Annotated in this window: 13 protein-coding genes and 8 pseudogenes; 2 read left to right on the forward strand and 19 right to left on the reverse strand. The window is 66.0% G+C overall.

Features of this window, described 5'->3' with window-relative positions; genetic code table 11:
- The first annotated feature begins 124 nt into the window (after window positions 1–124).
- Window positions 125–595 carry a hypothetical protein gene (locus E6W36_RS06530; RefSeq protein ID WP_222874126.1) on the forward strand — a complete coding sequence of 157 codons (471 nt, stop codon included), beginning with the start codon at window positions 125–127 and terminating at the stop codon, window positions 593–595.
- Window positions 596–1,013: 418 nt separating this feature from the next.
- Here the strand turns inward: E6W36_RS06530 and E6W36_RS06535 are convergent, their stop codons facing one another.
- From E6W36_RS06535 to E6W36_RS06545, 3 genes and pseudogenes are all read right to left on the reverse strand, one after another.
- On the reverse strand, window positions 1,014–1,475 hold the full coding sequence (locus tag E6W36_RS06535) for a hypothetical protein (protein ID WP_246048199.1): 462 nt from the start codon (window positions 1,473–1,475) through the stop codon (window positions 1,014–1,016).
- Window positions 1,472–3,132, reverse strand: a pseudogene (locus tag E6W36_RS06540) (phosphoenolpyruvate carboxykinase). Before E6W36_RS06540 ends, E6W36_RS06535 begins: the two are co-directional and overlap by 4 nt.
- Window positions 3,133–3,342: 210 nt before the next feature.
- Window positions 3,343–4,083, reverse strand: a complete 741-nt coding sequence (locus E6W36_RS06545) for a c-type cytochrome (protein ID WP_246048200.1) — start codon at window positions 4,081–4,083, stop codon at window positions 3,343–3,345.
- A 184-nt stretch (window positions 4,084–4,267) separates the two neighbouring features.
- Between E6W36_RS06545 and E6W36_RS06550 the strand changes: the two are divergent.
- Window positions 4,268–5,183: pseudogene (locus E6W36_RS06550) on the forward strand (prephenate dehydratase).
- On the opposite strand, the gene E6W36_RS06555 reads toward E6W36_RS06550, so the two are convergent.
- The 16 genes and pseudogenes from E6W36_RS06555 to E6W36_RS18320 all read right to left on the reverse strand — a co-directional run bounded on the left by E6W36_RS06555 (window position 5,174) and on the right by E6W36_RS18320 (window position 21,498).
- Complete coding sequence (locus E6W36_RS06555; protein ID WP_222874127.1) at window positions 5,174–5,617, reverse strand: hypothetical protein; 444 nt, start codon at window positions 5,615–5,617, stop codon at window positions 5,174–5,176. The pseudogene E6W36_RS06550 and the gene E6W36_RS06555 sit on opposite strands and share 10 nt — an antisense overlap.
- The gene (locus tag E6W36_RS06560) at window positions 5,512–6,405 is read right to left on the reverse strand and encodes a tetratricopeptide repeat protein (RefSeq protein WP_222874128.1); all 894 of its coding nucleotides are present in this window, start codon (window positions 6,403–6,405) and stop codon (window positions 5,512–5,514) included. Before E6W36_RS06560 ends, E6W36_RS06555 begins: the two co-directional genes overlap by 106 nt.
- A gap of 113 nt (window positions 6,406–6,518) precedes the next feature.
- On the reverse strand, window positions 6,519–7,640 hold the full coding sequence (locus E6W36_RS06565; RefSeq protein ID WP_222874129.1) for a transferrin-binding protein-like solute binding protein: 1,122 nt from the start codon (window positions 7,638–7,640) through the stop codon (window positions 6,519–6,521).
- Between the two features lie 233 nt (window positions 7,641–7,873).
- On the reverse strand, window positions 7,874–9,691 hold the full coding sequence (gene ggt, locus E6W36_RS06570; protein ID WP_222874130.1) for a gamma-glutamyltransferase: 1,818 nt from the start codon (window positions 9,689–9,691) through the stop codon (window positions 7,874–7,876).
- Between the two features lie 81 nt (window positions 9,692–9,772).
- Window positions 9,773–10,498, reverse strand: coding sequence for a hydroxyacylglutathione hydrolase (gloB, locus tag E6W36_RS06575; protein WP_222874421.1), 726 nt, complete (start codon window positions 10,496–10,498; stop codon window positions 9,773–9,775).
- Complete coding sequence (locus E6W36_RS06580; protein WP_222874131.1) at window positions 10,498–10,917, reverse strand: VOC family protein; 420 nt, start codon at window positions 10,915–10,917, stop codon at window positions 10,498–10,500. Before E6W36_RS06580 ends, gloB begins: the two co-directional genes overlap by 1 nt.
- Window positions 10,918–11,018: 101 nt before the next feature.
- Window positions 11,019–11,848 (reverse strand): annotated as a pseudogene (cobA, locus tag E6W36_RS06585) (uroporphyrinogen-III C-methyltransferase).
- Window positions 11,841–14,437, reverse strand: a pseudogene (locus E6W36_RS06590) (molybdopterin-dependent oxidoreductase). Before E6W36_RS06590 ends, cobA begins: the two co-directional pseudogenes overlap by 8 nt.
- A gap of 45 nt (window positions 14,438–14,482) precedes the next feature.
- Window positions 14,483–14,778, reverse strand: a pseudogene (nirD, locus tag E6W36_RS06595) (nitrite reductase small subunit NirD); the annotation flags it as partial.
- A gap of 46 nt (window positions 14,779–14,824) precedes the next feature.
- A pseudogene (nirB, locus tag E6W36_RS06600) lies at window positions 14,825–17,287 on the reverse strand (nitrite reductase large subunit NirB).
- A 228-nt stretch (window positions 17,288–17,515) separates the two neighbouring features.
- Window positions 17,516–18,328, reverse strand: coding sequence for an alginate export family protein (locus tag E6W36_RS06605; protein ID WP_246048201.1), 813 nt, complete (start codon window positions 18,326–18,328; stop codon window positions 17,516–17,518).
- Window positions 18,329–18,585: 257 nt separating this feature from the next.
- Window positions 18,586–19,388, reverse strand: a pseudogene (locus tag E6W36_RS06610) (ABC transporter ATP-binding protein).
- A gap of 30 nt (window positions 19,389–19,418) precedes the next feature.
- Window positions 19,419–20,060, reverse strand: a complete 642-nt coding sequence (ntrB, locus tag E6W36_RS06615; protein ID WP_342776851.1) for a nitrate ABC transporter permease — start codon at window positions 20,058–20,060, stop codon at window positions 19,419–19,421.
- A gap of 315 nt (window positions 20,061–20,375) precedes the next feature.
- A complete protein-coding gene (locus E6W36_RS18305; RefSeq protein ID WP_246048436.1) occupies window positions 20,376–20,831 on the reverse strand; it encodes a substrate-binding domain-containing protein in 456 nt (151 codons plus the stop codon).
- 3 nt (window positions 20,832–20,834) lie between these two features.
- A pseudogene (locus tag E6W36_RS23130) lies at window positions 20,835–21,106 on the reverse strand (ABC transporter substrate-binding protein); the annotation flags it as partial.
- Window positions 21,016–21,498 carry an ABC transporter substrate-binding protein gene (locus tag E6W36_RS18320; RefSeq protein ID WP_425459713.1) on the reverse strand — a complete coding sequence of 161 codons (483 nt, stop codon included), beginning with the start codon at window positions 21,496–21,498 and terminating at the stop codon, window positions 21,016–21,018. The pseudogene E6W36_RS23130 and the gene E6W36_RS18320, both read right to left, overlap by 91 nt.
- Window positions 21,499–21,542 lie beyond the last annotated feature (44 nt).

Consider the following 21,542-nt stretch of genomic DNA (forward strand, 5'->3'; position numbering starts at 1 on the left):
CGCCGAAACGTTGAACAACCAACAACAAGCACACAATAGCTTAACTCTGTCGTGCTATACTGCTGGCATAAGTCAGAACGATAATTATTAAGGCGGCGGTACGATGACTTACTCAAGACAGAAAATGTGCTTCAAGCTTGCGGCGCTCGCCGTTACGCTTCTGGCCATGACCCCATATGCCGGCACGGCGGCTGCAGCCACCGGGGATTGCTGGTCCAGAACCGAGATGGTGTCCTCGCAGGTTCGCGAGCTGCAGACCAAGATGATGGTGGCGGCCCTGCAGTGCCGAACCGTGCAAGGGTCGAGCATTCTGGCCAATTACAACACCTTCGTGCGCCGTTTCCGCACCGATATCACCAAGCACAACGATGTGCTGAAGAAGCGTTTCCTGAGACTGTACGGCGCGCGCGGCGAACGGGCCTTCGACAGCTACACGACCCAACTGGCCAACAGTTACGGCGCAGAAGCGGCGCAGGCCGATTTCTGCACGCGCATGGAGCAGAACACGCAGGAAGTTGTGTCGATCTCCGATAGCGAGCTAGCAAGTGTCGCCCAGCACGCGATCGCGGTGCCGGAAGGCGTCTGCGTCAACTGATACCAAGCTGCGATAAGATTGACTCATTCCCCTCCCGGATGGGGACGGGGTTCCAATCAATGCAAATTGGTATGTGTTGATGACGACTCCGCCTGAAGCGGACAGGCCCAGGAGGCCAGTGCGCGAATGATGCTTCCTCCCCATCGGGGAGGGGACCACCCGGCAGGGTGGTGGAGGGTGGTGGATACCTGGCATTTTCACCCCACCGTCCGTCTTTCAGACGGACACCTCCCCTAAAGGGGAGGATTTTTATTCCGCGCACAGGTCTCCTCGAGCGTGATGACTTTAGGTTGAATCGTCATTGCGAGGAGCCGCAAGGCGACGCGGCAATCCAGAGACTTTAACTTTGTTCGCTGGATCGCCGCGGCTGCAGGGCAGCCTCGCGATGACGTGTGGTTCAACCTAAAGTCATCAGACTCTAAACAGCCAGTTCCTGAAGGTCGGGCGCGAGCCAGGCCCGGCGCGCCGCGACGGAAAACAGGCGTTCGCGCGAATAGTAGCGCAAAGGGTAGTTTCGATCACCAATCGGGCTGGCCAGCAGCCGGTTGACGGTCTCGACCAGCCGCTCCCCGGCAGGTGCTGCCGCTGCGAAACGCCGCAGCGCCTCCAGGTAAAAGCGCGTGATCGTTTCGTGATAGCCGGCGGTATCGGTGTTTTCGCCGCCGACCGCGACGTTATAGCGGCGAATGATCCCGCCGAGTTCGGCGTCGAGGTCGATATCCGGGCGCTCCATCACCAGGCAAAGCGTGGCGGCAAGGTGCGCCTCGTGGGTCCAGGATGCGCGCGGCAACGTAGCAGCGAGCAATCCGCCCGCCAGGGCGCGAATCGCGGTGCAGTCGCCAAACAACCGCGGCGCATGCGGGCAAGCAAAGTCCATCATAAGTCACCTGTTGCGCCCACCGTCGAGGAAACCGCGCCGGGTCGGGCGCGGATCCCGGCATGGCGCTCAGGCGGCTTTGGGGCGGCCTGTCGGACGCTGTCGTCCACATGGGCTTCGAACTGGGCGAAGTTGTCGATGAACAGCTTGACCAGCTTGGCCGCCTGCGCATCGTAAGCGGCGGCGTCCGCCCAGGTACCGCGCGGCGTCAGGATGGCGCTGTCGACGCCTGGAACGGCGGTCGGCACCTCGAACCCGAAATTCGGGTCCACCATCATCGGCGCCGCATTCAGCGAGCCGTCGAGCGCGGCGTTCAGCAACGCCCGGGTCACCTTGATCGGCATCCGGCTGCCGACGCCGTAGGGGCCGCCGGTCCAGCCGGTGTTGACCAGCCAGCAGGTCACGCCGCCCTTGGCGATCCGCTCCTTGAGCAGGTTGCCATAGATCGACGGGTGGCGCGGCATGAACGGCGCGCCAAAGCAGGTCGAGAAGGTCGCCTGCGGCTCCTTGACGCCGATTTCCGTGCCGGCGACCTTGGCGGTGTAGCCGGACAGGAAGTGATACATCGCCTGGTCCGGCGACAACCGCGCGATCGGCGGCAGGACGCCGAACGCATCCGCCGTCAGCATGATGATGTTGCGCGGCACCGGCCCGAGATTCTTCGCGGAGGCATTCGGGATGAAGTCGATCGGATAGGCGCCGCGCGAATTCTCGGCCAGGGTATTGTCGTCGAGGTCCAGCGCGCGGGTCACCGGATCGATGACCACATTCTCCAGTACCGTACCGAAGCGCTTGGTGGTGGCGTAGATTTCCGGCTCGGCCTCGGCGGACAGGCGGATCATCTTCGCGTAGCAGCCGCCCTCGAAATTGAACACCGCGGTGTCCGACCAGCCGTGCTCGTCATCGCCGATCAGGGTGCGCGAGGCATCGGCGGAGAGGGTGGTCTTGCCGGTGCCGGACAGCCCGAAGAACACGGCGGTGTCGCCGTTCGGGCCGATATTGGCCGAGCAGTGCATCGGCATCACGCCGCGCTCCGGCAGCAGGTAGTTCAGCAGCGAGAACACGGACTTTTCATCTCGCCGGCATAGGCCGTGCCGCCGATCAGGATCAGCTTGCGCGTGAGATTCAGCGCGATCACGGTCTCGGTCAGGCAACCGTGGCGCGCCGGGTCCGCCTTGAAGCTCGGCAGGTCGATGATGGTGTATTCCGGCGCGTAGGCGGCAAGCTCCGCCAGTTCCGGGCGCACCAGCAGGGTGCGGATGAACAGCGAGTGCCAGGCGTATTCCGTGATCACGCGCACGTTGATCCGGTGTTCCGGCTGCGAGCCGCCGTAGAGATCCTGCACGAACAGGTCGCGCGCGCCGAGGTGGGCCATGAAATCGGCAGCCAGCGTCTCGAAATGCTCCGGCGACATCGGCTTGTTGCCGTTGTTGAACCAGACCGAATTTTCAGTCAGCGTATCCTTGACGGTGAATTTGTCGGAAGCCGAGCGGCCGGTATGCTTGCCGGTGGCGACAACGAACGGGCCGTCCTTGGCAAGCAGGCCCTCGTTGCGGCGAATGGCTTCCTCGACCAGCGGTGCCGTGCCGAGATTCCAGAACTGGCGGCCGGTTGCAGCGACGCCCAGTATGTCCAGCCCATGCTTAGACTGCGTTCCGATTACTGCCACAATCCACCTCCAAGTTATTATAAAACGTTCGAGCTGAGCGAAAATGTGTCAGCTACACTGACCCTTCTTGACCCAAGACTCGCAGTCGATCAAGAAATTCCGTGCGCGACATTCGTCGAAGCGAGCCAGTGTGTTACCCGCGCCGCAACGCGATACGGAGAAGCCTTGCCGCCAAGGCGCGCATGATGACCAACGTACAGTCTAACATAGCATGAAAATGCGCAAAACCCGGCAGGATGATCCCGCCGGGTTTGCATGCATCGGATTTACGTCCGGCCGCTGGGTTGCTGCGTTATTTGGACGCGGCAGCCTCGGCTGGCGCATCCTTGCAGGCTCGGCCGAAGCTGCCGCTTCAGCCGTTGCCGGGGCTTCTGCAGGGGCGGCAGCCGTCGCAGCCGGGGGTGCTGGCAACGCCAGCGGGCTATCGCTGTTCTGGTTCAGATAGACCAGGATCGCCGCGCGGTCTTCCGGCTTGGACAGGCCGGCGAACGACATCTTGTTGCCGGCCGCATAGCCCTTGGGCGACTTGATCCACATGTCGAGCTCTTCCCAGCTCCACGGCTTGTCCTGCATGCCGGCAAGGGCCGTCGAATAGGCGAAGCCCTGCGCGTGGGCGTGCTTGCTGCCGACGATGCCCCAGAGGTTCGGGCCGATCTTGTTCGCGCCACCCTTCTCGATGGTGTGGCAGGCCGCGCACTTCTTGAACTGCGCAGCGCCCTTTTCCGGCGAGGCCGAGGCCAGCAGCACGGCCAGCGGCGGGCCGGAGTCCTTGGCCGGGCCGGCGGCCTGCGCCGTCTGTTCCACGCCTTCGATTTCCGGGAAGGCGCGCGCCTCAAGCGGTTTGGGCTGGTAGATATGGCCGGAAATGATGAAGACGCCCATCACGACGATGAAGGCGGTCAGCACCGCACCGGCGATCTTGTTCCACTCAAAACTGTCCACCTGCAGCTCCTTGCAACCCGGGGCGCGCGCAAAGCGCGACAATATTCCATGTGCGGGATGCCTTAGCGACGCGCTTCACGTCAGGCAAGCCACAGTTCGTCGCACGGAACGCAGCGGCGCGCATTGCCTGCCCGGGAGCGATGGTGTTTAAGGCTCGGCCGTACTGAAGGGCCAGGGGACAGACATGGAGAATTATCCGCCGATGGCGCGCGACCGGGTCGCAGCGCTCAAAGCCGCCGCGCAGGCCGCACCGGAGCGCGCGGCGGCGTTCCAGGGGCGCCGGGCGCGTATTCGCACCTGGCGACTCAGGCGCTGTTCCCGGACTTCACTGCCTTGCCGAGCTTCGCCTTCGAGGATGCGCTGGATGCCGTGCGCACAGGGCTTGCCCGTTTCGCGGTGATCCCGATCGAGAACAGCCTGCATGGCCGGGTTACCGATATCCACTTCCTGCTGCCGAACGCCGGCCTGTTCATCGTCGGCGAGCATTTCATGCCGATCAGCCACTGCCTGCTGGCACCCGCCGGCCAGAGTTTCGCGGACATCAAGGAGGCGGTCAGCCACCCGCAAGCGCTCGGCCAGTGCCGCAATACCCTGCGCGGCTGGGGAATCCAGCCAGTGCAATATGCCGATACCGCCGGCGCCGCAGCGCTTGTCGCCAGCGAGCGCCAGCCGGGCGTCGCGGCCATTGCGTCCAGACTGGCGGCGGACGTCTACGGGCTGGAAATCCTGAAAGCGGCCATTGAGGACGAGCCGGACAACACCACCCGGTTCATCGTTCTCTCCGGGAGGCCGCGCCCGAGCCGGCCACGGGTCCCGCCATTTCCAGCCTGCTGTTCGAGACGCGCTCGGTGCCTGCGGCCCTGTTCAAGGCGCTGGGCGGCTTTGCCACCAACGGCGTCAACATCGTCAAGCTGGAGAGCTATCTGAGCGGCGCCAGCTTCCAGGTCGCGCAGTTCTACTGCGAGATCGAAGGACGGCTCAGCGATCCCAGCGTCATGCTGGCGCTGGAGGAGCTGCGCTTTCATTCCAAGTGGATGAAGGTTCTGGGCTGCTACCCGGCCCGCCGGGACGCCATCAACAGCCTGGACGCTCAGAAATAGCGCTCGACGGTCAGGTCGACGCGGTGCCGGTCGAAATCGTAGAGCGGGATCGACGAGTCGACCCGCGTGTAGCGGTATTCGAGTGCGGGCGAGAACCCCACCAGCGCAGGCTGCGCAGCCCGGCGTAGATGCGCCCGTCGATCCGCCAGTCCTTGCGGCGCTCGCCGAACGCATCGAGCGTCGCGCCGAACCAGCTCCGTGATGCCTGGACCGAAATCCCGGCGTTGACCCCCAGGGCAGCTCGCCGCCGATGCCGAGGCTGACCCCGGTCTCCGTGCTGCTGAGCGCGCGGGAGGCCACCGGCTCGTAGCGGCCGAACAGGCCCCGCTCACCAGCAGGCTGCCGGCGATGACCCGGTCGTAAGACGCCGCTGCCGTGTACTGCCAGCCGTCGTAATCGTTCGAGACGCGGTTATCGACCCGCCGCGCCGCCACTTCGACCCCGGCCTGCGCGCCATCCTGAACACCCGCTCCAGGGTCAGGCGCGGCCCGTAGAGCTGGCTGGTCAGCCGCGCGCCGTAAATGCGCTGTGTGGTGCTGGCGGCGACGCCGACGCGCCATGGCCCAAGCGTCAGGCTGGGACCCGCCGAGACCGCTGCGATGATGTCGTCGTTGGCGGTGCCGCGATAGTTGGTGGCGAGGCTCTGCGCATCGACATTGATCGCCCAGGTCGGTGACAGCGCAATCCGCCCGCCCGCCTGGACGGATGCCGTCTGCCCCAACCCGGTGCGCTGGCGGGCATCGTCGCTGAGCACGAACGGCAGCCCGAACAGCTCGACCGTCCGGTCGCTGGTCGCGGAATTGACGTTGGTGTCCGGCGCGATCCCGAGACGGAAGGTGCCATAGAAGCTTTTGTTCGCCCGGATCGAGCGGCGTATGGTCCGCACGGTCTGGCGGATGTCTTCCGGCAGATCGGCATCCTCCGCCAGACGGAAGTGATAGTCGGCGGCACGCGGCTGGCCATCGAGATAGAGGGCGCGCGCCAGTTCCAGGCGCACGCGCGGCTCGTTCGGGCGCGCCACCAGCAGCCCGCGGAAGTGTTTGATGGCGGATTTGTTGTCGCCTTCCTGCGCTGCGATATAGCCGAGCATGAAGCGCCGTTCGAAATCCAGCGTCGGGTCCTGCGCCAGCGCCGCGAGCAAGGGCTTGGCATCATTGTAGCGGCCGTCCAGCACCAGCTGCTCGACCATTTGCAGCACGTCGCGCCCCTTCATGCCGGTCATGCAGATGTTGCCGGCAGGGCATGAGTCTTCAGCCCATGCCGGCTGAGCGGCCATTAAGGTTAACAGCAGAGCCGGGACGGTCCGTGAGTTGCGCTGGAGTCGCACGAACGGTTTTACTGGCCGGGGCGAACGCCGGTGAAGCTGCCGAGCACGTCGACGCGCTCGTCCGGCGTGCCACCGACCACGCGCAGCGCGCCGCCGATTTCGACCGCTTTCGGCCCGAAGAAATTACCCTCGACGCTGCTGGCGATGATATTGGCCTGGACGCCACGGATGGTCGCCGCATCGATCGTGCCGCGGAACCCGCCGAGGTCGCGGTTGATGTTCGAGGTGCCGGATGCCGTGAACCCGACCGGCGAGGCGGCGTCGCTGGCGAACTGCGTGGTCAGCGCCCCGGATGCGAAATTGACCCCGATGGTCGAGGTGCCGGTGATGCTGTCGAGCGTGAAATTCGCGTTGGTGTCGTTCGGCTGGCCGACGACCCAGGCAAAGAATCCGCCGTTGTAGGTGGCGCTGCCCGTCGTCGGGATGTCGCCGCGCGACGTCGTATAGCCGTACACGAACGTCGCGCGCAGATTTTCGTCCGTGATGCGGTTGACCAGCGTGTTGTTGGCGTCGGTCGTGTTCGCAGCGTTGTAGGTGCGGCGATAGAAGCCAGCGTAGGTCACGTAACGCGTGCGCGTGCCCGGCGTCTCGAAGAAGAAGGTATTCCGGACATAGCTCGTCTGATCGAGGTTGCCGGTCTCGATGCGCCCGGAGCCGCTCTCATAATATTGCGCGTTACTGACACGGGGCACCCAGTCGGCCGGAACGTTCGTACGGTGCGCCGGATCCTGGTAGCGCCCTTCATGCGTCAGCCCGGCCGTGTTGATGGTCAGGTCGAAAGTCGCGTCGCGCGGATCGTAACGCACCTGCACATCGGTCGACAGCGCAAGCGGCTGGTTGGCGGAATAGAGCGAGCTGCCGGCGATCGGGGTCCCGTTCAGCGGCGGGTTCGGGTTGCCGGGGACGGCAGTCGGCACCAGAATGTCGTCATTGAGGGTCAGCGACTGGGTCGCCGAGTAGGTCGAGAACGTTGTCGCCTGGGTCGGCGTCACAAGGTTCGGCGGCGTGTCGCTGTTCGAGCCGTCGAGCCCCGAGCCGAGGCCAACGCCACTCAGGGTTTCCAGGCCGTTCCCGCCGCCACAGGCAGCGAGGGTGAGAAGGCCGGCCGTAGCCGCAAATTTGCGAATCATGGGACACCATCGCCAAAACAGGATTTTCGATGGTGATACCCGCGACAGCCTTAAAAGTGTTTAGGCTGAGCAGCGGGCATCAAACTGTTCTTCCTCCCCATCGGGGAGGGGACCACCCGCCAGGGTGGGGAGGGAGACAGATACCTGGCATTTTGGGTTTTCTTGCCCCACCGTCCGTCTTTCGGACGGACACCTCCCCAAAGGGGAGGATTTTGCTTCCGCACACAGGTCTCTCAATAGCCCTGCGCCTGCCCGTCCTTGCGGAATTCGGAGGCCGCCCGGTAGACACCGAACGTGCCGTCCCACTGGATCGCCTGATAGCCGCCATAGGGGCCTGTGCGGACGAACAGCTTGTGCCCGCGCCGCTTCAATGCGTCGATGGTCGCAGCGTCGATGCCGGACTCGACCTCCAGCCGGCCGCCGTCGGTCATGCGCCCCTCGGCCGTGGGTTCGGTCGAGCCGTCGTGGTGGAAGCGTGCGGCGTCGCCGGCCTGCTGCACACCCATGCCAAGGTCGATCATGTTCACCAGAATCTGCACATGCCCCTGCGGCTGCATGGCGCCGCCCATGACGCCGAAGCTGAGCCAGGGCTGGCCATCTTTCAGCACAAAGGCGGGGATGATGGTGTGGAATGGCCGCTTGCCGGGCGCATAGGCATTGGCGTGCCCGGGATCGAGGGCGAACTGCGCGCCGCGGTCCTGGAACATGAAGCCGAGCGGCTTGCCCTTCTCGTCGCCGGGTGCAAGGCCCGACCCCATGCCGCGATAGTTCGACTGGATGAGGCTGACCATCATGCCGTCCTTGTCGGCGACGGTCAGATAGATGGTGTCGCCGGTCGCGAGCACCGCGGGATCGGACGGGATTTCCAGCGCAGCCTTGCCCATGTCGATGCGCTGGCGCTGGGCGTTGCCGTAGTCCTTGGAGAGCAGCTTATCCAGCGGCGCTTTCACGAACGCCGGGTCGGCATAGAAGCGCGCCCGGTCTTCGAACGCCAGTTTCTTGGCCTCGATCATGGCGTGCAGACGGTCCGCCGGGCTCATGGCTTTCAGGTCGAAGCCTTCGAGAATGTTCAGCATCTGCAGCGCAGCGATGCCCTGGCCGTTGGGCGGCAACTCGAAGACATCGTAGCCGCGATAGTTGACCGAGACCGGATCGACCCATTCCGAGCGCTGCGCTTCGAAGTCCGCCTTGGTCAGCGGCCCCTTGATGCGCCTGAAATAGCCGTCGATGACAGCGGCGATGCGCCCCTTGTAGAAGGCGTCCCGCCCGCCGCTGGCGATCTCGCGGTATGTCTCGGCCAGTGCCGGGTTGCGGAACAGTTCGCCCTCGGCCGGGGTCCGGCCCGCCGGAGCATAGACGGCGCGCGCGTTCTCGATTTCCTCGACGATGCCGGCCCGGTGCAGCCGCTCGAACAGCAGCATGTTGCTGGCCCAGTATTTCGAAATCAGTTCCGTGACCGGAAACCCGTTGTCCGCATAGTCGATGGCGGGTGCCAGAATGTCCTTCATCGGCAGCCGGCCGAACCGGCCATGGAGCGTGAACCAGCCATCGACCGCGCCGGGCACGGTGACGCTGAGGCTGCCCCAGTCCGGAATGCCCTTGTCGTCGCCGACCAGCGTCAGCGCCTTCGCCCGGGCCTGCAGCTGCTCGAGCGTCTGCCCGCGCGGCGCGCGACCGGAGGCATTGAGGCCGTAGATTTTCTGGGTCTTCGGGTCCCAGACGATCGCGAACAGGTCGCCGCCGATGCCGCTGCCGGTTGGCTCCATCAGGCCCAATGCGGCGTTGGCGGCGATGGCGGCATCCACGGCGGAGCCGCCGGCCTTCAGGATGTCGATGGCGATCTGGGTCGCCAGCGGCTGCGAGGTCGCGGCGACGCCGTTGCGGGCGATGACCGCGGAACGGCTGGCCCAGGGCGCGCCGGAGTAGCGATCACCCTGCCCCTTGTGCGGGCTGGGAGGCGGCTGATCGGGCCGGCTGCGGGCGCTCGATGGGCGGTGGCGGACCCTCGCCGCGGTGGATCGGCGGCCTCTGTGCGTGCGACGCCGATGCAAAGCACATCAAAACCGTCGCCAGGACCATCATGCCACGCTTCGTCATCCACCGACCTTTCGCACCGAGTATCAGAAGGTGAATTAGAACCGGTCTTTGGCGGCTCGTCGAGTGGCGAATTCCTCAACTGATCGCGCGCGCAGGAACGGGTTGGTCGCGCGCTCCAGCGCAATCGTGGTCGGCACGGTCGGCAGGCCCTCGGCGCGCGCCGCCTCGACCTCAATCATGCGGGCGACCAGCGCCGGGTTGTCCGGCTCGGCGCTGAGCGCGAACCGGCCGTTGCCGAGCGTATATTCATGCGCGCAGTAAACGGCGGTCTCCGGTGGCAGGGCGGCCAGTTTGCCGAGCGAGGCGTGCATCTGCGCGGGCGTCCCCTCGAACAGCCGGCCGCAGCCCATGGCGAACAACGTATCGCCGCAGAACAGCACGCCGGCCTCTGCAAAGTGGTAGGCGATATGCCCCGCGGTATGGCCTGGAACGTCGAGCACCCGGCCAATCTCCTCGCCGAGCGCCACGGTGTCGCCCTCGGCAACCGCGCGCGCAATGCCGGGAATTTTCGCCGCCTCGCCCGCCGGGCCGACGATCGTGCAGCCGGTGGCGTCCTGGATGGCGCGGTTGCCGCCGACATGGTCGCCGTGCCAGTGCGTGTTGAGGATCGTGGTGATCCGCCAGCCGCGCGCGCCTGCCGCCGCCAGCACCGGCTCGGCGACTGCCGGGTCGACCACGGCGGTCGCGCCGGTTCGCGACTCGTGTGCCAGCCAGACGTAATTGTCCGCCAGCACCGGAATTCTTACGATCTCCAGCGCCATCACCAGCTGCCGACGTTCGGCATCGAGGCCCAGGGTTCAGCCGGGGCCTGTGCGCCGCCCTTGTTCAGCAGTTCGATGGAAATGCCGTCCGGCGAGCGCACGAAGGCCATGCGGCCGCAGCGCGGCGGGCGGTTGATGGTGATGCCCTGGTCCATCAGATGCTGGCAGGTCGCGTAGATGTCGTCGACCTCATAGGCGAGGTGGCCGAAATTGCGGCCACCGCCATAGGCTTCCGGGTCCCAGTTGTAGGTGAGTTCCACCTGCGCCGACTCGTCGCCGGGTGCGGCAAGGAACACGAGCGTGAAGCGCCCCTGCTCGTTCTCGATCCGGCGCAGCTCCTTGAGGCCTAGACCATCGCAGTAAAACCGCAGCGACGCATCGATATCGGTCACGCGGACCATGGTGTGCAGATATTTCATGGCAAGATCCTCGGGATAGTGCGAGAGTCTCTTATCTAGACCTTGATCGGTTGAGGCGGAAAGCATGAATGCTGCAGCCGATGGCGTGAAACAGGCTTTTCTCAAAAACTTGCTGAGTCTTTTGCACGGGGCCAGACTGGCGCCATTGGCCGGCGCGAAATACCGCAGCCGATCAAGCCTGCGCCCACTTCCGTATGAGCGCAGGGCAGCGGCGCGACAGCGGCGCCGACGAGGATGACGGCGGGTCCGTCGCCGAGCGCACGAACCGCAAGCGGCAGGAGATCGAGCCGGGTCGAAAGCCGCCGTTCGTCGGGCAGGCTGGCGTTCTCGACCACGGCGACCGGCGTCGCGCCGGAAAGGCCATGCGCCATCAAGGCCGCACGCACAGCGGGCGCAGCTGCTTTCCCCATATAGATCGCGAGCGTCGCCTGCGGGTCGGCAAGCGCTGTCCAGTCGAGGTCGAGCGAAGCGTCCGCGCGGGCGTGCGCCGTCACGAACTGCAGCCGATTTGCGGTGCCGCGCGCCGTGAGGGAGACGCCGAGGCTCGCGGCCGCCGCGGACGCCGCCGTCACGCCGGGACAGACGAATACGGGCACGCCGACGGCCCTGAGCGCCGCCATCTCCTCCGCCGAGCGCCCGAATACGGACGGGTCGCCGCCCTTGAGGCGCGCCACCCGCTTACCGTCCAGCGCCGCCGCCTGCAGCAGCGCATTGATGCTTTCCTGGCTCTTGCTGTGACGACCGGAGCGCTTGCCGACAAAGACTTGTTCCGCACGGGACGGGATGAGCGCGCGCACCCCTTCCCCACCAGCGCATCGACGAACACCACGTCCGCCGCGCCGATCAGACGCTCGGCCTTGCGGGTCAGCAAGTCGGGATCGCCGGGGCCGGCGCCGATCAGCCAGACGGTCCCGGGCGCAAACTCAACCATGGGCCACCCGCCGCTCCTCCGGCAGCAGCGCGCGAATCGCCGAACGGCAACTGCCACAGTTCGTGCCGGCTTTGAGGGCGGTGCCGATCGCCTCAACGCTTGTCAGGTGCTGCTCGGTGATGGCGGTAAGGATGGTCTTCACCCCACGTCGAAGCAGGCGCAGACAATTGCGCCGCAATCCGGCGGCTGCAGGGCGGGCCGGCCGGCCAGCACCTCGAGGCCGGAGGCGGTATTGTCTTGCAGTTGCGCGACCAGCCAGCCGCGATCCGGCAAGCGGCCGCCGCACGTCAGGAACAGGGCGGCGATCAGGCCGCGATCATGATCGAGCACCGCATAGCGGCCCGCGCCGCGCGCCCGGTCAAGCGCTTCCAGCCGCGCGCCGGGCGGCAGCAGGGTATCGACGTCCGGCACCTCCTGCCCGGCCAGCTCGATCAGCCAGCCCCGGCGACCCGGATGCGCGTCCAGTAGCCCTGCGGCATAGCCACCGGCAGGTCGCGGCACACCAGGAAGCCCTGCCACGCGGCGGGATACGGCCGAATCGCGGCCGCGCTGTCCTTGAAGCCCGGCTGCCCGGAGACGGGATCGACGGACTGGTCTGGCAGCCGCCCGGTGCGCCCGCCGGCGCTGAACTGGTCGCTCCAGTGCATCGGCGCGAAAAGCGCGCCGCGCTGCTGCGTATCCGTCACCTGAACCCGGAATACGGACGCGCCGCGGGGCTGCGCACGTGCGCCAATCCGCCATCGGCCAAGCCGAAGCGCCTGGCGTCGTCCGGGTGCACCTCGACCAGCGGTTCGCGGCGATGCTGGCACAGCCTTGGCGATAGTCCCGTGCGGGTCATGGTGTGCCACTGGTCGCGGTAGCGCCCGGTATTGAGCCGCAACGGAAAGCCCGGAACGTCGGCGGCCGGCGGCGATGCAACGGCAACCAGACGCGCACGCCGATCGGGCGTGCTGTAGCGACCATCGGCGAAGGGGTGCGCCGTGCTCCACAGCACTGGCGCCAGCGCGTCATAGTCCGCATCGCTGAGTGTCGCCCACGGCCCGAGATCGAGCCTGCGCGCACCGTCATTCTCGAAAGCGGTCTGCGCGGCGTATTCGCGAAACACAGCAGCGGGGCTGGCAAAATCGAAGCCACCATGCCCCATCGCCCGGGCGACGTCGCAGACAATACGCCAGTCGGCGCGCGCTTCGTCGGGAGGGGAAGGAACGGTCGCTGGCGGCTGATCCGCCGCTCGCTGTTGGTGACTGTGCCGTCCTTTTCGCCCCAGGCCAACGCCGGCAGCAGCACGTGTGCATAGGCTGTGGTGTCGGTGCCGGCGATCGCGTCCGACACCACGACGAGCGGACAGCGCGCCAGCGCCTCCCGCACGAAACCCGCATCCGGCATCGAGACGGCGGGGTTGGTCGCCATGATCCACAGCATCTTGATGCGCCCGTCGTGCACCGCGCGGAACATGTCGACCGCCTTGAGGCCAGGGCCGGCGCAGATCGTCGGGGAGTTCCAGAAGCGCCGGGCGCGGTCTTGCTCCGCTGGCGTGAACCCCATGTGCGCCGCCAGCATCGAGGACAGCCCGCCGACCTCGCGGCCGCCCATGGCGTTTGGCTGGCCCGTGATGCTGAATGGCCCTGTGCCGGGCTTGCCGATGCGCCCGGTCGCCAGGTGCAGGTTGATGATGGCGTTGCCTTTGTCGGTGCCGCCAACGGACTGGTTGACCCCTGGCTGAACAGGGTGAGCGTGCGCGGGTGGCGCGCCAGCAAGTCGACCAGTGCCAGGAAATCAGCTTCGGCGACCCCGCTTTCGGCGGCGGTTCGCGCGGGTCGGCCTCAAGCGCATCCCAGAAGCCTGCCGGTGCCTCCACATGGGCGCGCAGATATGCGTGATCCAGCAGGCCCCGCGCCGCCAACTGGGCCAACAGCCCGTTGAACAGCGCGGCGTCGCCGTTCGGGCGCACCGCAAGGTGCAGGTCGGCGGCGGCGGCGGTCTCGGTCCGGCGCGGATCGATGACCACCAGCTTGGTGCCACGCGCAGCGCGCCCGCCTCGATTCGCTGCCAGACGATCGGGTGGCACCAGGCGGTGTTGGAGCCGACCAGCAGGATGAGGTCCGCCGCCTCCAGGTCGTCGTAGGTGCAGGGCACCACGTCCTCTCCGAAGGCGCGGCAATGGGCGGCGACCGCGCTCGCCATGCACAGGCGGGAATTGGTGTCGATATTTGCCGTGCCGATGTAGCCCTTCATCAGCTTGTTCGCGACGTAATAATCCTCGGTCAGCAGTTGCCCCGAGATGTAGAAGGCCACGCTTTCCGGTCCGTGCTCGGCGATGGTGCGGGTGATGCCCTGCGCGACTGCCCGGGTCGCCTCGTCCCAGCTGGCCTCGCGGCCATGGACCACGGGACGCAGCAGCCGGCCCTCAAGCCCGATGGTCTCGCCCAAATGCGTGCCCTTGGAGCAAAGTCTGCCGCGGTTGGCTGGGTGGTCGGCGTCACCCCGGATCAGGGCCTCACGCGCGCCGGTCGGTTCTGCGCGCACGCCACAGCCGACGCCGCAATAGGGGCAGGTGGTGCGGACGGCACCGCACGCCAGCGGGGTCATTGCGCCGGACGCGCTCACGCCAGCCCTGCAGGGCCTCGGCCCGGAGAGGAAGATGCGCCCATTATCGATCTTGACCGGGATCACCGGCACGCAGCCGCTGTCTTCACCCTGCGCCAGCCCGGTCTTGAGGAAATCCGCCAGTTGTGCAGCGGGCAGGTGACCGTCGTGTCGTGGACGATCCCTTCGCTCAAAGGGCCTTTGCGGTGCGGGCACTCGTTGATGAGGGCATAGACCTCGCCGGTCGCGGTGCGGAAAATCGCGATCTCCCTGCCGCCGGCAACCGGCAATGTCCGCGCGCCGAGCGCCGGCAACTGCTCGACCGGGCCGATGTCCAGCCACAAGGCGTCATGGATGTCCTTGCGAGGGAAAACTCCGGCGTGATGGCGTTCATTGGGCGGCTCCGACGATGGCGAAAGGCCGGATTTCAGCGATATGCCGGTGCAGGTAGCGTTCCGCGCCCGCCACCCGCTCCGCCCAGGGTCTTTCTGCAGGAACTGCTGCGCAAAGGCGAAGCGGGCAGCCAGCGCGCGCCGGCCGTCAGCGTCCTCGACGACGCGCTGCTTCACATAGGCGAGGCCGACACGTTCGACCCACGGCGCGGTGCGGTCCAGATAGCGCGCTTCCTCGCGGTAGAGCTGGATGAAGGCGGCGCAATATTCGAGCGCCTCTTCCGCGGTCGCCACCTTGCACAGCAGGTCGGTGCCGCGCAGGTGGATGCCGCCGTTGCCACCGATGTGCAGCTCATAGCCGCTGTCGACGCAGATCACGCCGAAGTCCTTGATGGTGGCTTCCGCGCAGTTGCGCGGGCAGCCGGAGACCGCGATCTTGAACTTGTGCGGCATCCAGCTGCCCCAGGTCATCTGCTCGATCCGGATGCCGAGGCCCGTCGAGTCCTGGGTGCCGAAGCGGCACCATTCTGAGCCGACGCAGGTCTTCACGGTGCGCAGCGCCTTGCCGTAGGCGTGGCCGGAGACCATGCCGGCGGCATTGAGGTCGGCCCAGATTCCCGGCAGGTCCTCCTTGCGGATGCCAAAGATGTCGATGCGCTGGCCGCCGGTCACCTTGACCATGCGCGCACCGAACTTCTCAGCGGCGTCGGCGATGGCGCGCAGTTCGGCAGGCGTCGTCACCCCGCCCCACATGCGCGGCACCACCGAATAGGTGCCATCCTTCTGGATGTTGGCGTGCATGCGCTCGTTGACGAAGCGGCTCTGCGGATCTTCCTTGTGTTCGGCGGGCCAGGCGCACAGCAGGTAGTAGTTGAGCGCGGGGCGGCAGGAATGGCAGCCGTCCGGCGTCGACCAGGACAGCGCCTGCATCACCTGCGGGATTTCTTTCAGCTTTTCTCGAGGATCGCCGCGCGGACATCCTCGTGGGTGAAGCTGGTGCATTTGCACATCGGCGCGTTGGCGCGCTCGCCCTGGTAGTCGGCGCCCATGCTGAGGGCGAGCAGGTTCTCGACCAGCCCGGTGCACGATCCGCAGGAGGCCGACGCCTTGCAGCCGGCGCGCACGGCGTCGAGCGTGTGGGCACCGCCGGAAATACAGGCCAGCACCTTGGCCTTGGAGACGCCGTTGCAGCCGCAGATTTCCGCATCCATCGGCAGTGCTGCAACGGCATCAAGAGGGTTTGCCGATGCGCCTCCACCTGCGGCGAAAGCCTGGCCGAAAATGAGCGCTTCGCGGATCGGCGCGATGTCTTCCTGCCGCCTCAGCAGGTCGAAATACCAGGCGCCGTCCGTGGTGTCGCCGTAAAGCACGGCGCCGACCAGCCGGCTGTCCCTGATGATCACGCGCTTGTAGACTCCGCGGGCGGCGTCGCGCAGAACGATATCCTCCGTCCCTCGCCGCCGGAGAAATCTCCGGCCGAAAACACATCGATCCCGGAGACCTTGAGCTTTGTCGACGTGACCGAACCCTGATAGCCGCTCGGGCTGGCGACCAGGCCATCGGCAAGCGCGCGGCACATCTCCCACAGCGGCGCGACCAGGCCGTAACAGAGCCCAGCGTGCTCAACGCATTCGCCGACCGCCAGGATATCCGCGTCCGACGTCACCATATGGTCATCGACGTGGACGCCGCGCCCAACCGCAAGGTCCGCCGCCCTGGCGAGCGCCGTGTTGGGGCGGATCCCGACCGCCATCACCACCAGGCTCGCCGGAATTTCCCGGCCGTCCTTCAGCCGCACGCCCTGGACGCGGCCGTCGCCGTAAATCTCGGCGGTATCGGCCTGGGTGAGGATGCTCTGACCCCGCGCCTCCAGCGCCTGCTTCAGCAGCCAGCCGGCGGACTCATCGAGCTGGCGCTCCATCAGCGTCGGCATGATATGCAGCACGGTGACCTTCATGCCGCGCCGGGTCAGGCCGTGCGCCGCTTCCAGCCCGAGCAGGCCGCCGCCGATGACCACGGCGTCGCCACCGCGGTTGGCGGCCTCCAGCATCGCGCCGACGTCGTCCATGTCCCGGAACGTGACGACGCCGGGCAGGTCCTTGCCGGGCACCGGAATGATGAACGGATCGGACCCTGTCGCAAGCAGCAGCTTGTCATAAGCCTCAACCCGGCCGGAGCGGGCGGTGATCGTCTTGGCCACCCGGTCGATGCTGACGACCGGATCGCCGACGATCAGATCAATGCCGTTGTCCGCGTACCAGTCGTGGCCGTTGATGACGATGTCCTCGAAGGATTTTTCCCCGGCCAGCAGGGGCGAGAGCATGATCCGGTTGTAGTTGACGCGCGGTTCCGCCCCGAAAATCACGATGTGGAATTTGCTGGGTTCGCGCGCGAGGATTTCCTCGACTGCCCGGCATCCAGCCATTCCGTTGCCGACGACGACAAGTTTTTCCCGGATCATGCCCTTGCTCCAGCGGATGGGGTTAGAGTTGATATTCAATGGAGAACCACAGCTTGCGCAGATCGCGTTGCAGCGCCGGCGTCGGTGCCAGCGCTGCGCCGTCGTAGGTCGCGTACTTGGCAAGCAGCCCGAATTTGCCGATCTTGGCGGTTGCTTGCAGATCAAGCTCGTCGCCGTATCTTTGGTCGGCGCGGTCGCTGCGGAAGTTGTGGTACGTGGCGTTCAGGCTCAGGTTGGCGAAAGGGCCTGCCTGTTTCCAGCCATAGCCCGCCGAGCCGTAGACATCACGGATGCCGTTGGGCGGCGTGACCAGGAAAACGTCCGCTGTCCCCTGAAACTTGTGCAGGGTGGCGAGCGGCGTCTGGAAGCTGGTCTGCGCGACCCCATTGTCCGCCCCAGCACCTCGTAGCCGGCGCCGAGCTTGAAGGCGCCGATGTCGGCCCCGCCTTCGACCAGGTAATAATCCGCCTGGTAGTCGTTCGGATTGCGGCCGGAGTCGGTCTGGCTGGCGTAGCTCGCCGCGTAGTTCAGCTTGAACGCCTTGGCGACCGGATACGCCCCGACAAAGCGCGCGCCGAAGGTTTTGCTGGCGTTGCGCACGACGGCGGCGTTTTCCGCATCGACGACGTAGGCGAAGCCGGTCAGCGTCCCGAAGGGCGTCTTGTAGGAGATGTTCGCGAACACATTGTCGCCGTCGATGCCTTGCGGACGCCCATCCCGGCCGTCGATGCCCCAGATGGTGCGCACGTTCCAGGCGTAGGTCAGGTCGACCTTCAGGTTCTCGACGCCGCTCCACTCGATCCGTGCTGAATCGAACGTCTGTTCGTTCTGCCGCCAGCCGACCGAGCCAACGAAGCGCTGATCATCGAGGTTGATGCGCTGGCGCCCGAGCGTGATCGCCGTCTTCGGCAGCGCCGTGATCTGGACTTGCGCGCGGTTGAGCTCGATGTTCTCGGGATCGGCGATGATCGGCCGATCGGCCTTGCCGTTGACGCCGCTGAAATATTTCTCCAGCGGCGCGACCGTCCCCGCCCTCGACAAGCGCGGAAATCCATTTGTACTTCGCTTCGGCACCGAAACGGGCGCGCAGCGTAACGGCGTGCGCGTCACGCGCGACACCCTCCTGGTTGCTGCGCTCGTAGCGCAGGCGGGCGTCAAGCAGCGGCTTGATGCTGAAATCGTCGGCCTGTGCTGTCGCCAGCGGCGCAGCAGCCAGGCATGTCGTGAAAGGCGCGTTTCATTCTTGTCCCCGTGTTGCGATCATGAAGCGCCGGTCGGTCGTCCCCCTGTGGATGCGGTTATGCCGCCTGCGCGGGCAGGCTGTGGCGTTCGTAGAGGAAGCGCAGCACTTCCGAGCGCAGCGCAAAGAACTCGGGCGTCTCAGCCAGCGCCAGGCGCGCGCGCGGCCGCGCAAGGCCGACCTTCAGAATTTCGCCGATGGTCGCGGCCGGTCCGTTGGTCATCATGATGATGCGGTCCGAGAGCAGGACGGCCTCATCGACATCGTGCGTCACCATCAGCACGGTCGTCTTCAGCCGCGCATGGATATCCATCACGATGTCCTGCAGGCTGGCGCGAGTCAGGGCGTCGAGTGCGCCGAACGGCTCGTCCATCAGTAGCACCTTGGGCTTCACGGCGAGCGCGCGCGCGATCCCGACCCGTTGTTTCATCCCGCCGGAAATCTCTGCGGGCCGCTTGTCCCGCGCATGGTCCATGCGCACCAGCTTCAGGTTCTCCATCACCCAATCCACGCGCTCGGCCTTGCTCATGGTGGTGCCGAACACCTTGTCGACCGCAAGCTGCACATTGGCGGCGACCGTCAGCCACGGCAGCAGCGAATGATCCTGGAACACCACCGCACGATCGGCGCGGGTGCTGCAATCGGCTCCCCGTTCAGGAACACGACCCCAACGCTCGCCTTCTGCAGGCCGGCGACCACGTTGAGCAGCGTAGACTTGCCGCAGCCGGAGTGGCCGATGATCGAGATGTATTCGCCCTCGTGGATGTTCACGCTGACATTCTGCAGGGCGACAAAGGGCCCCTTCTTGGTCGGGAACGCGACCCCGACCTGCTCCGCACAAAGATAGGCGCGCTGTTTCATGGAGGTTGGTCCTTATGCTGAAGGAAGGGGTCAGGCGCCGCGCTGCACCAACGCTCCGAGGGCGGCGAGCAGGCGGTCGAGGGCGAAGCCGATGAGGCCGATGGCGGCAAGCGCGACGATCATGTCGGAGAGCAGCGAGCTGTTCCACGAATCCCACAGGAAGAAGCCGATGCCGGTGCCGCCGACCAGCATCTCCGCCGCCACGATGGCGAGCCAGGACATGCCGACGCCGATGCGCAGGCCGGTGAACATGAACGGCACGCTGGCCGGCAGCATGATCTTGATGAAGAACTCCCAGCCGTTGAGCTGCAGCACCCGTGCGACGTTGCGGTACTGCTGGGGAATGTTGCGCACGCCGACCGCGGTGTTGAGGATGATCGGCCAAATGGCGGTGATGAAGATCACGAATACCGCAGACGGCTCGGCCTGTTTCAGGGTCGCCAGCGAAATCGGCAGCCAGGCGAGCGGCGGCACCGTGCGCAGCACCTGGAACAGCGGGTCGAGGGCCCGGAAGGCGAACAGACTCTGGCCGAGCAGGATGCCAAGCAGGACACCGACGATCGCCGCCAGCGAATAGCCGTAGAACACCCGCTCCAGACTGGCGAGCAGCTGCCAGGCCAGCCCCTGATCCGCCCCGAGCCGGACATGAACGGGCGGGAAATCAGCTCCCAGCTTTCACTGACCACTTTGGAGGGCGTCGGCAGTCCGGCCTCGGGACCGGACATGCCGATCTCCCACACCGCCAGCAGAGCCAGCGCCACCACCAGCGGCGGCACCACCGTCTCGGCGAGGCCAGCCAGCCGTTCGAGCCAGAGCGGGCGCGCCGGCTCGCTGGCCACGGTGGGTGCGGGGGCGTGGCGGCAAATGTCACCAGAGCCTCGCGCTCAATGCCGGGTGTGGACGGGTTCTCGTTCACAGTCTGCTCTTCGGTGTTGCGGTGCAGTTTGAAGGGAGTGACCGTCATGGCGATTCTCCTGGGGTCCGGGGTCAGGCCGTCTTCTTGATGGCGAGCGATGCGAGATAGGCATCCGGCTTTGCGGGGTCGAAGACCTTGCCGTCGAAGAATTTCTCGACGCCGCGCGAGGTGCCCTTCGGGATCTGGGCGGCCGGCACCCCGGCCAGCTTTGCTGCGCTGCGCCAGATATCCTCGCGGTTCACCTTCTTGATGACCGCTGCAGCATCGATGCTCTGCTTGAGATAGCCCCAGCGCTTGTTCTCGGTGATGAACCAGAGGTCGTGGCTCTGGAAGGGATAGGACGCGCTGTCGCGCCAGAACTTCATGGCGAAATCCGCATTCTTGTAGGCGCGGCCGTCGCCCATGGTGAAGTCGCCCTTGATGCGGTCGACGATGTCGGTCACCGGCACCTTGAACCAGTCGCGACCCGAGACGATTTGCGCCATCTCTTCCTTGTTGGCTTCACACCATTGCTGGGCTTCGATCACGGCGGCGGTGAGCGCCTGCGCGGCGCGGGGATGCTTCGCGACCCAGTCGGCGCGCAGGCCCAGGCTCTTTCCGGGTGGTTGAGCCACAATTGGCCAGTGGAGACAGCGGTGTAGCCGACCTTCTGCGCCACCAGCTGGTCATTCCACGGCTCGCCGACGCAGAACGCCTCCATGGTTTCCACTTTCATGTTGGCGACCATCTGAGGCGGCGGAACCGTGATGACCTCGACATCGCGATTGGGGTCGATGCCGCCGGCGGCCAGCCAGTAGCGCAGCCAGAGATCGTGGGTGCCGCCGGGAAGGTCATGGCCATGGCGATCTTGTTGCCCTTGGCCTTGCGCGACTCGATGATGCCGCGCATCTTGCCGGCGTCGAGCTGAACCTTGGCGCTGAGATATTCCTTTTCGACCGATATGCCCTGGCCATTGGTGTTGAGCCGCGCGAGGATATGCATCGGCACCGGCACATTGTTCTTGGTGACGGTGCCCAGCGTCATGAAATAGGGCATCGGTGTCAGGATATGGGCGCCATCGATGCCGCCGCCGCCCGACCCCAGTTCGAGATTGTCGCGCGTCGCGGCCCAGGACGCCTGTTTCAGCACCTCGACACCCGGCAAGCCGTACTTCGCGAAGAAGCCCTTTTCCTGGCGATGATGAGGGGGACGCATCGGTCAATGCAATATAGCCAAGCTTCGCGGTCTTGGTCTCCGCA

It is taken from the genome of Hankyongella ginsenosidimutans, from assembly GCF_005144965.1.
Lineage (GTDB): Bacteria > Pseudomonadota > Alphaproteobacteria > Sphingomonadales > Sphingomonadaceae > Hankyongella > Hankyongella ginsenosidimutans.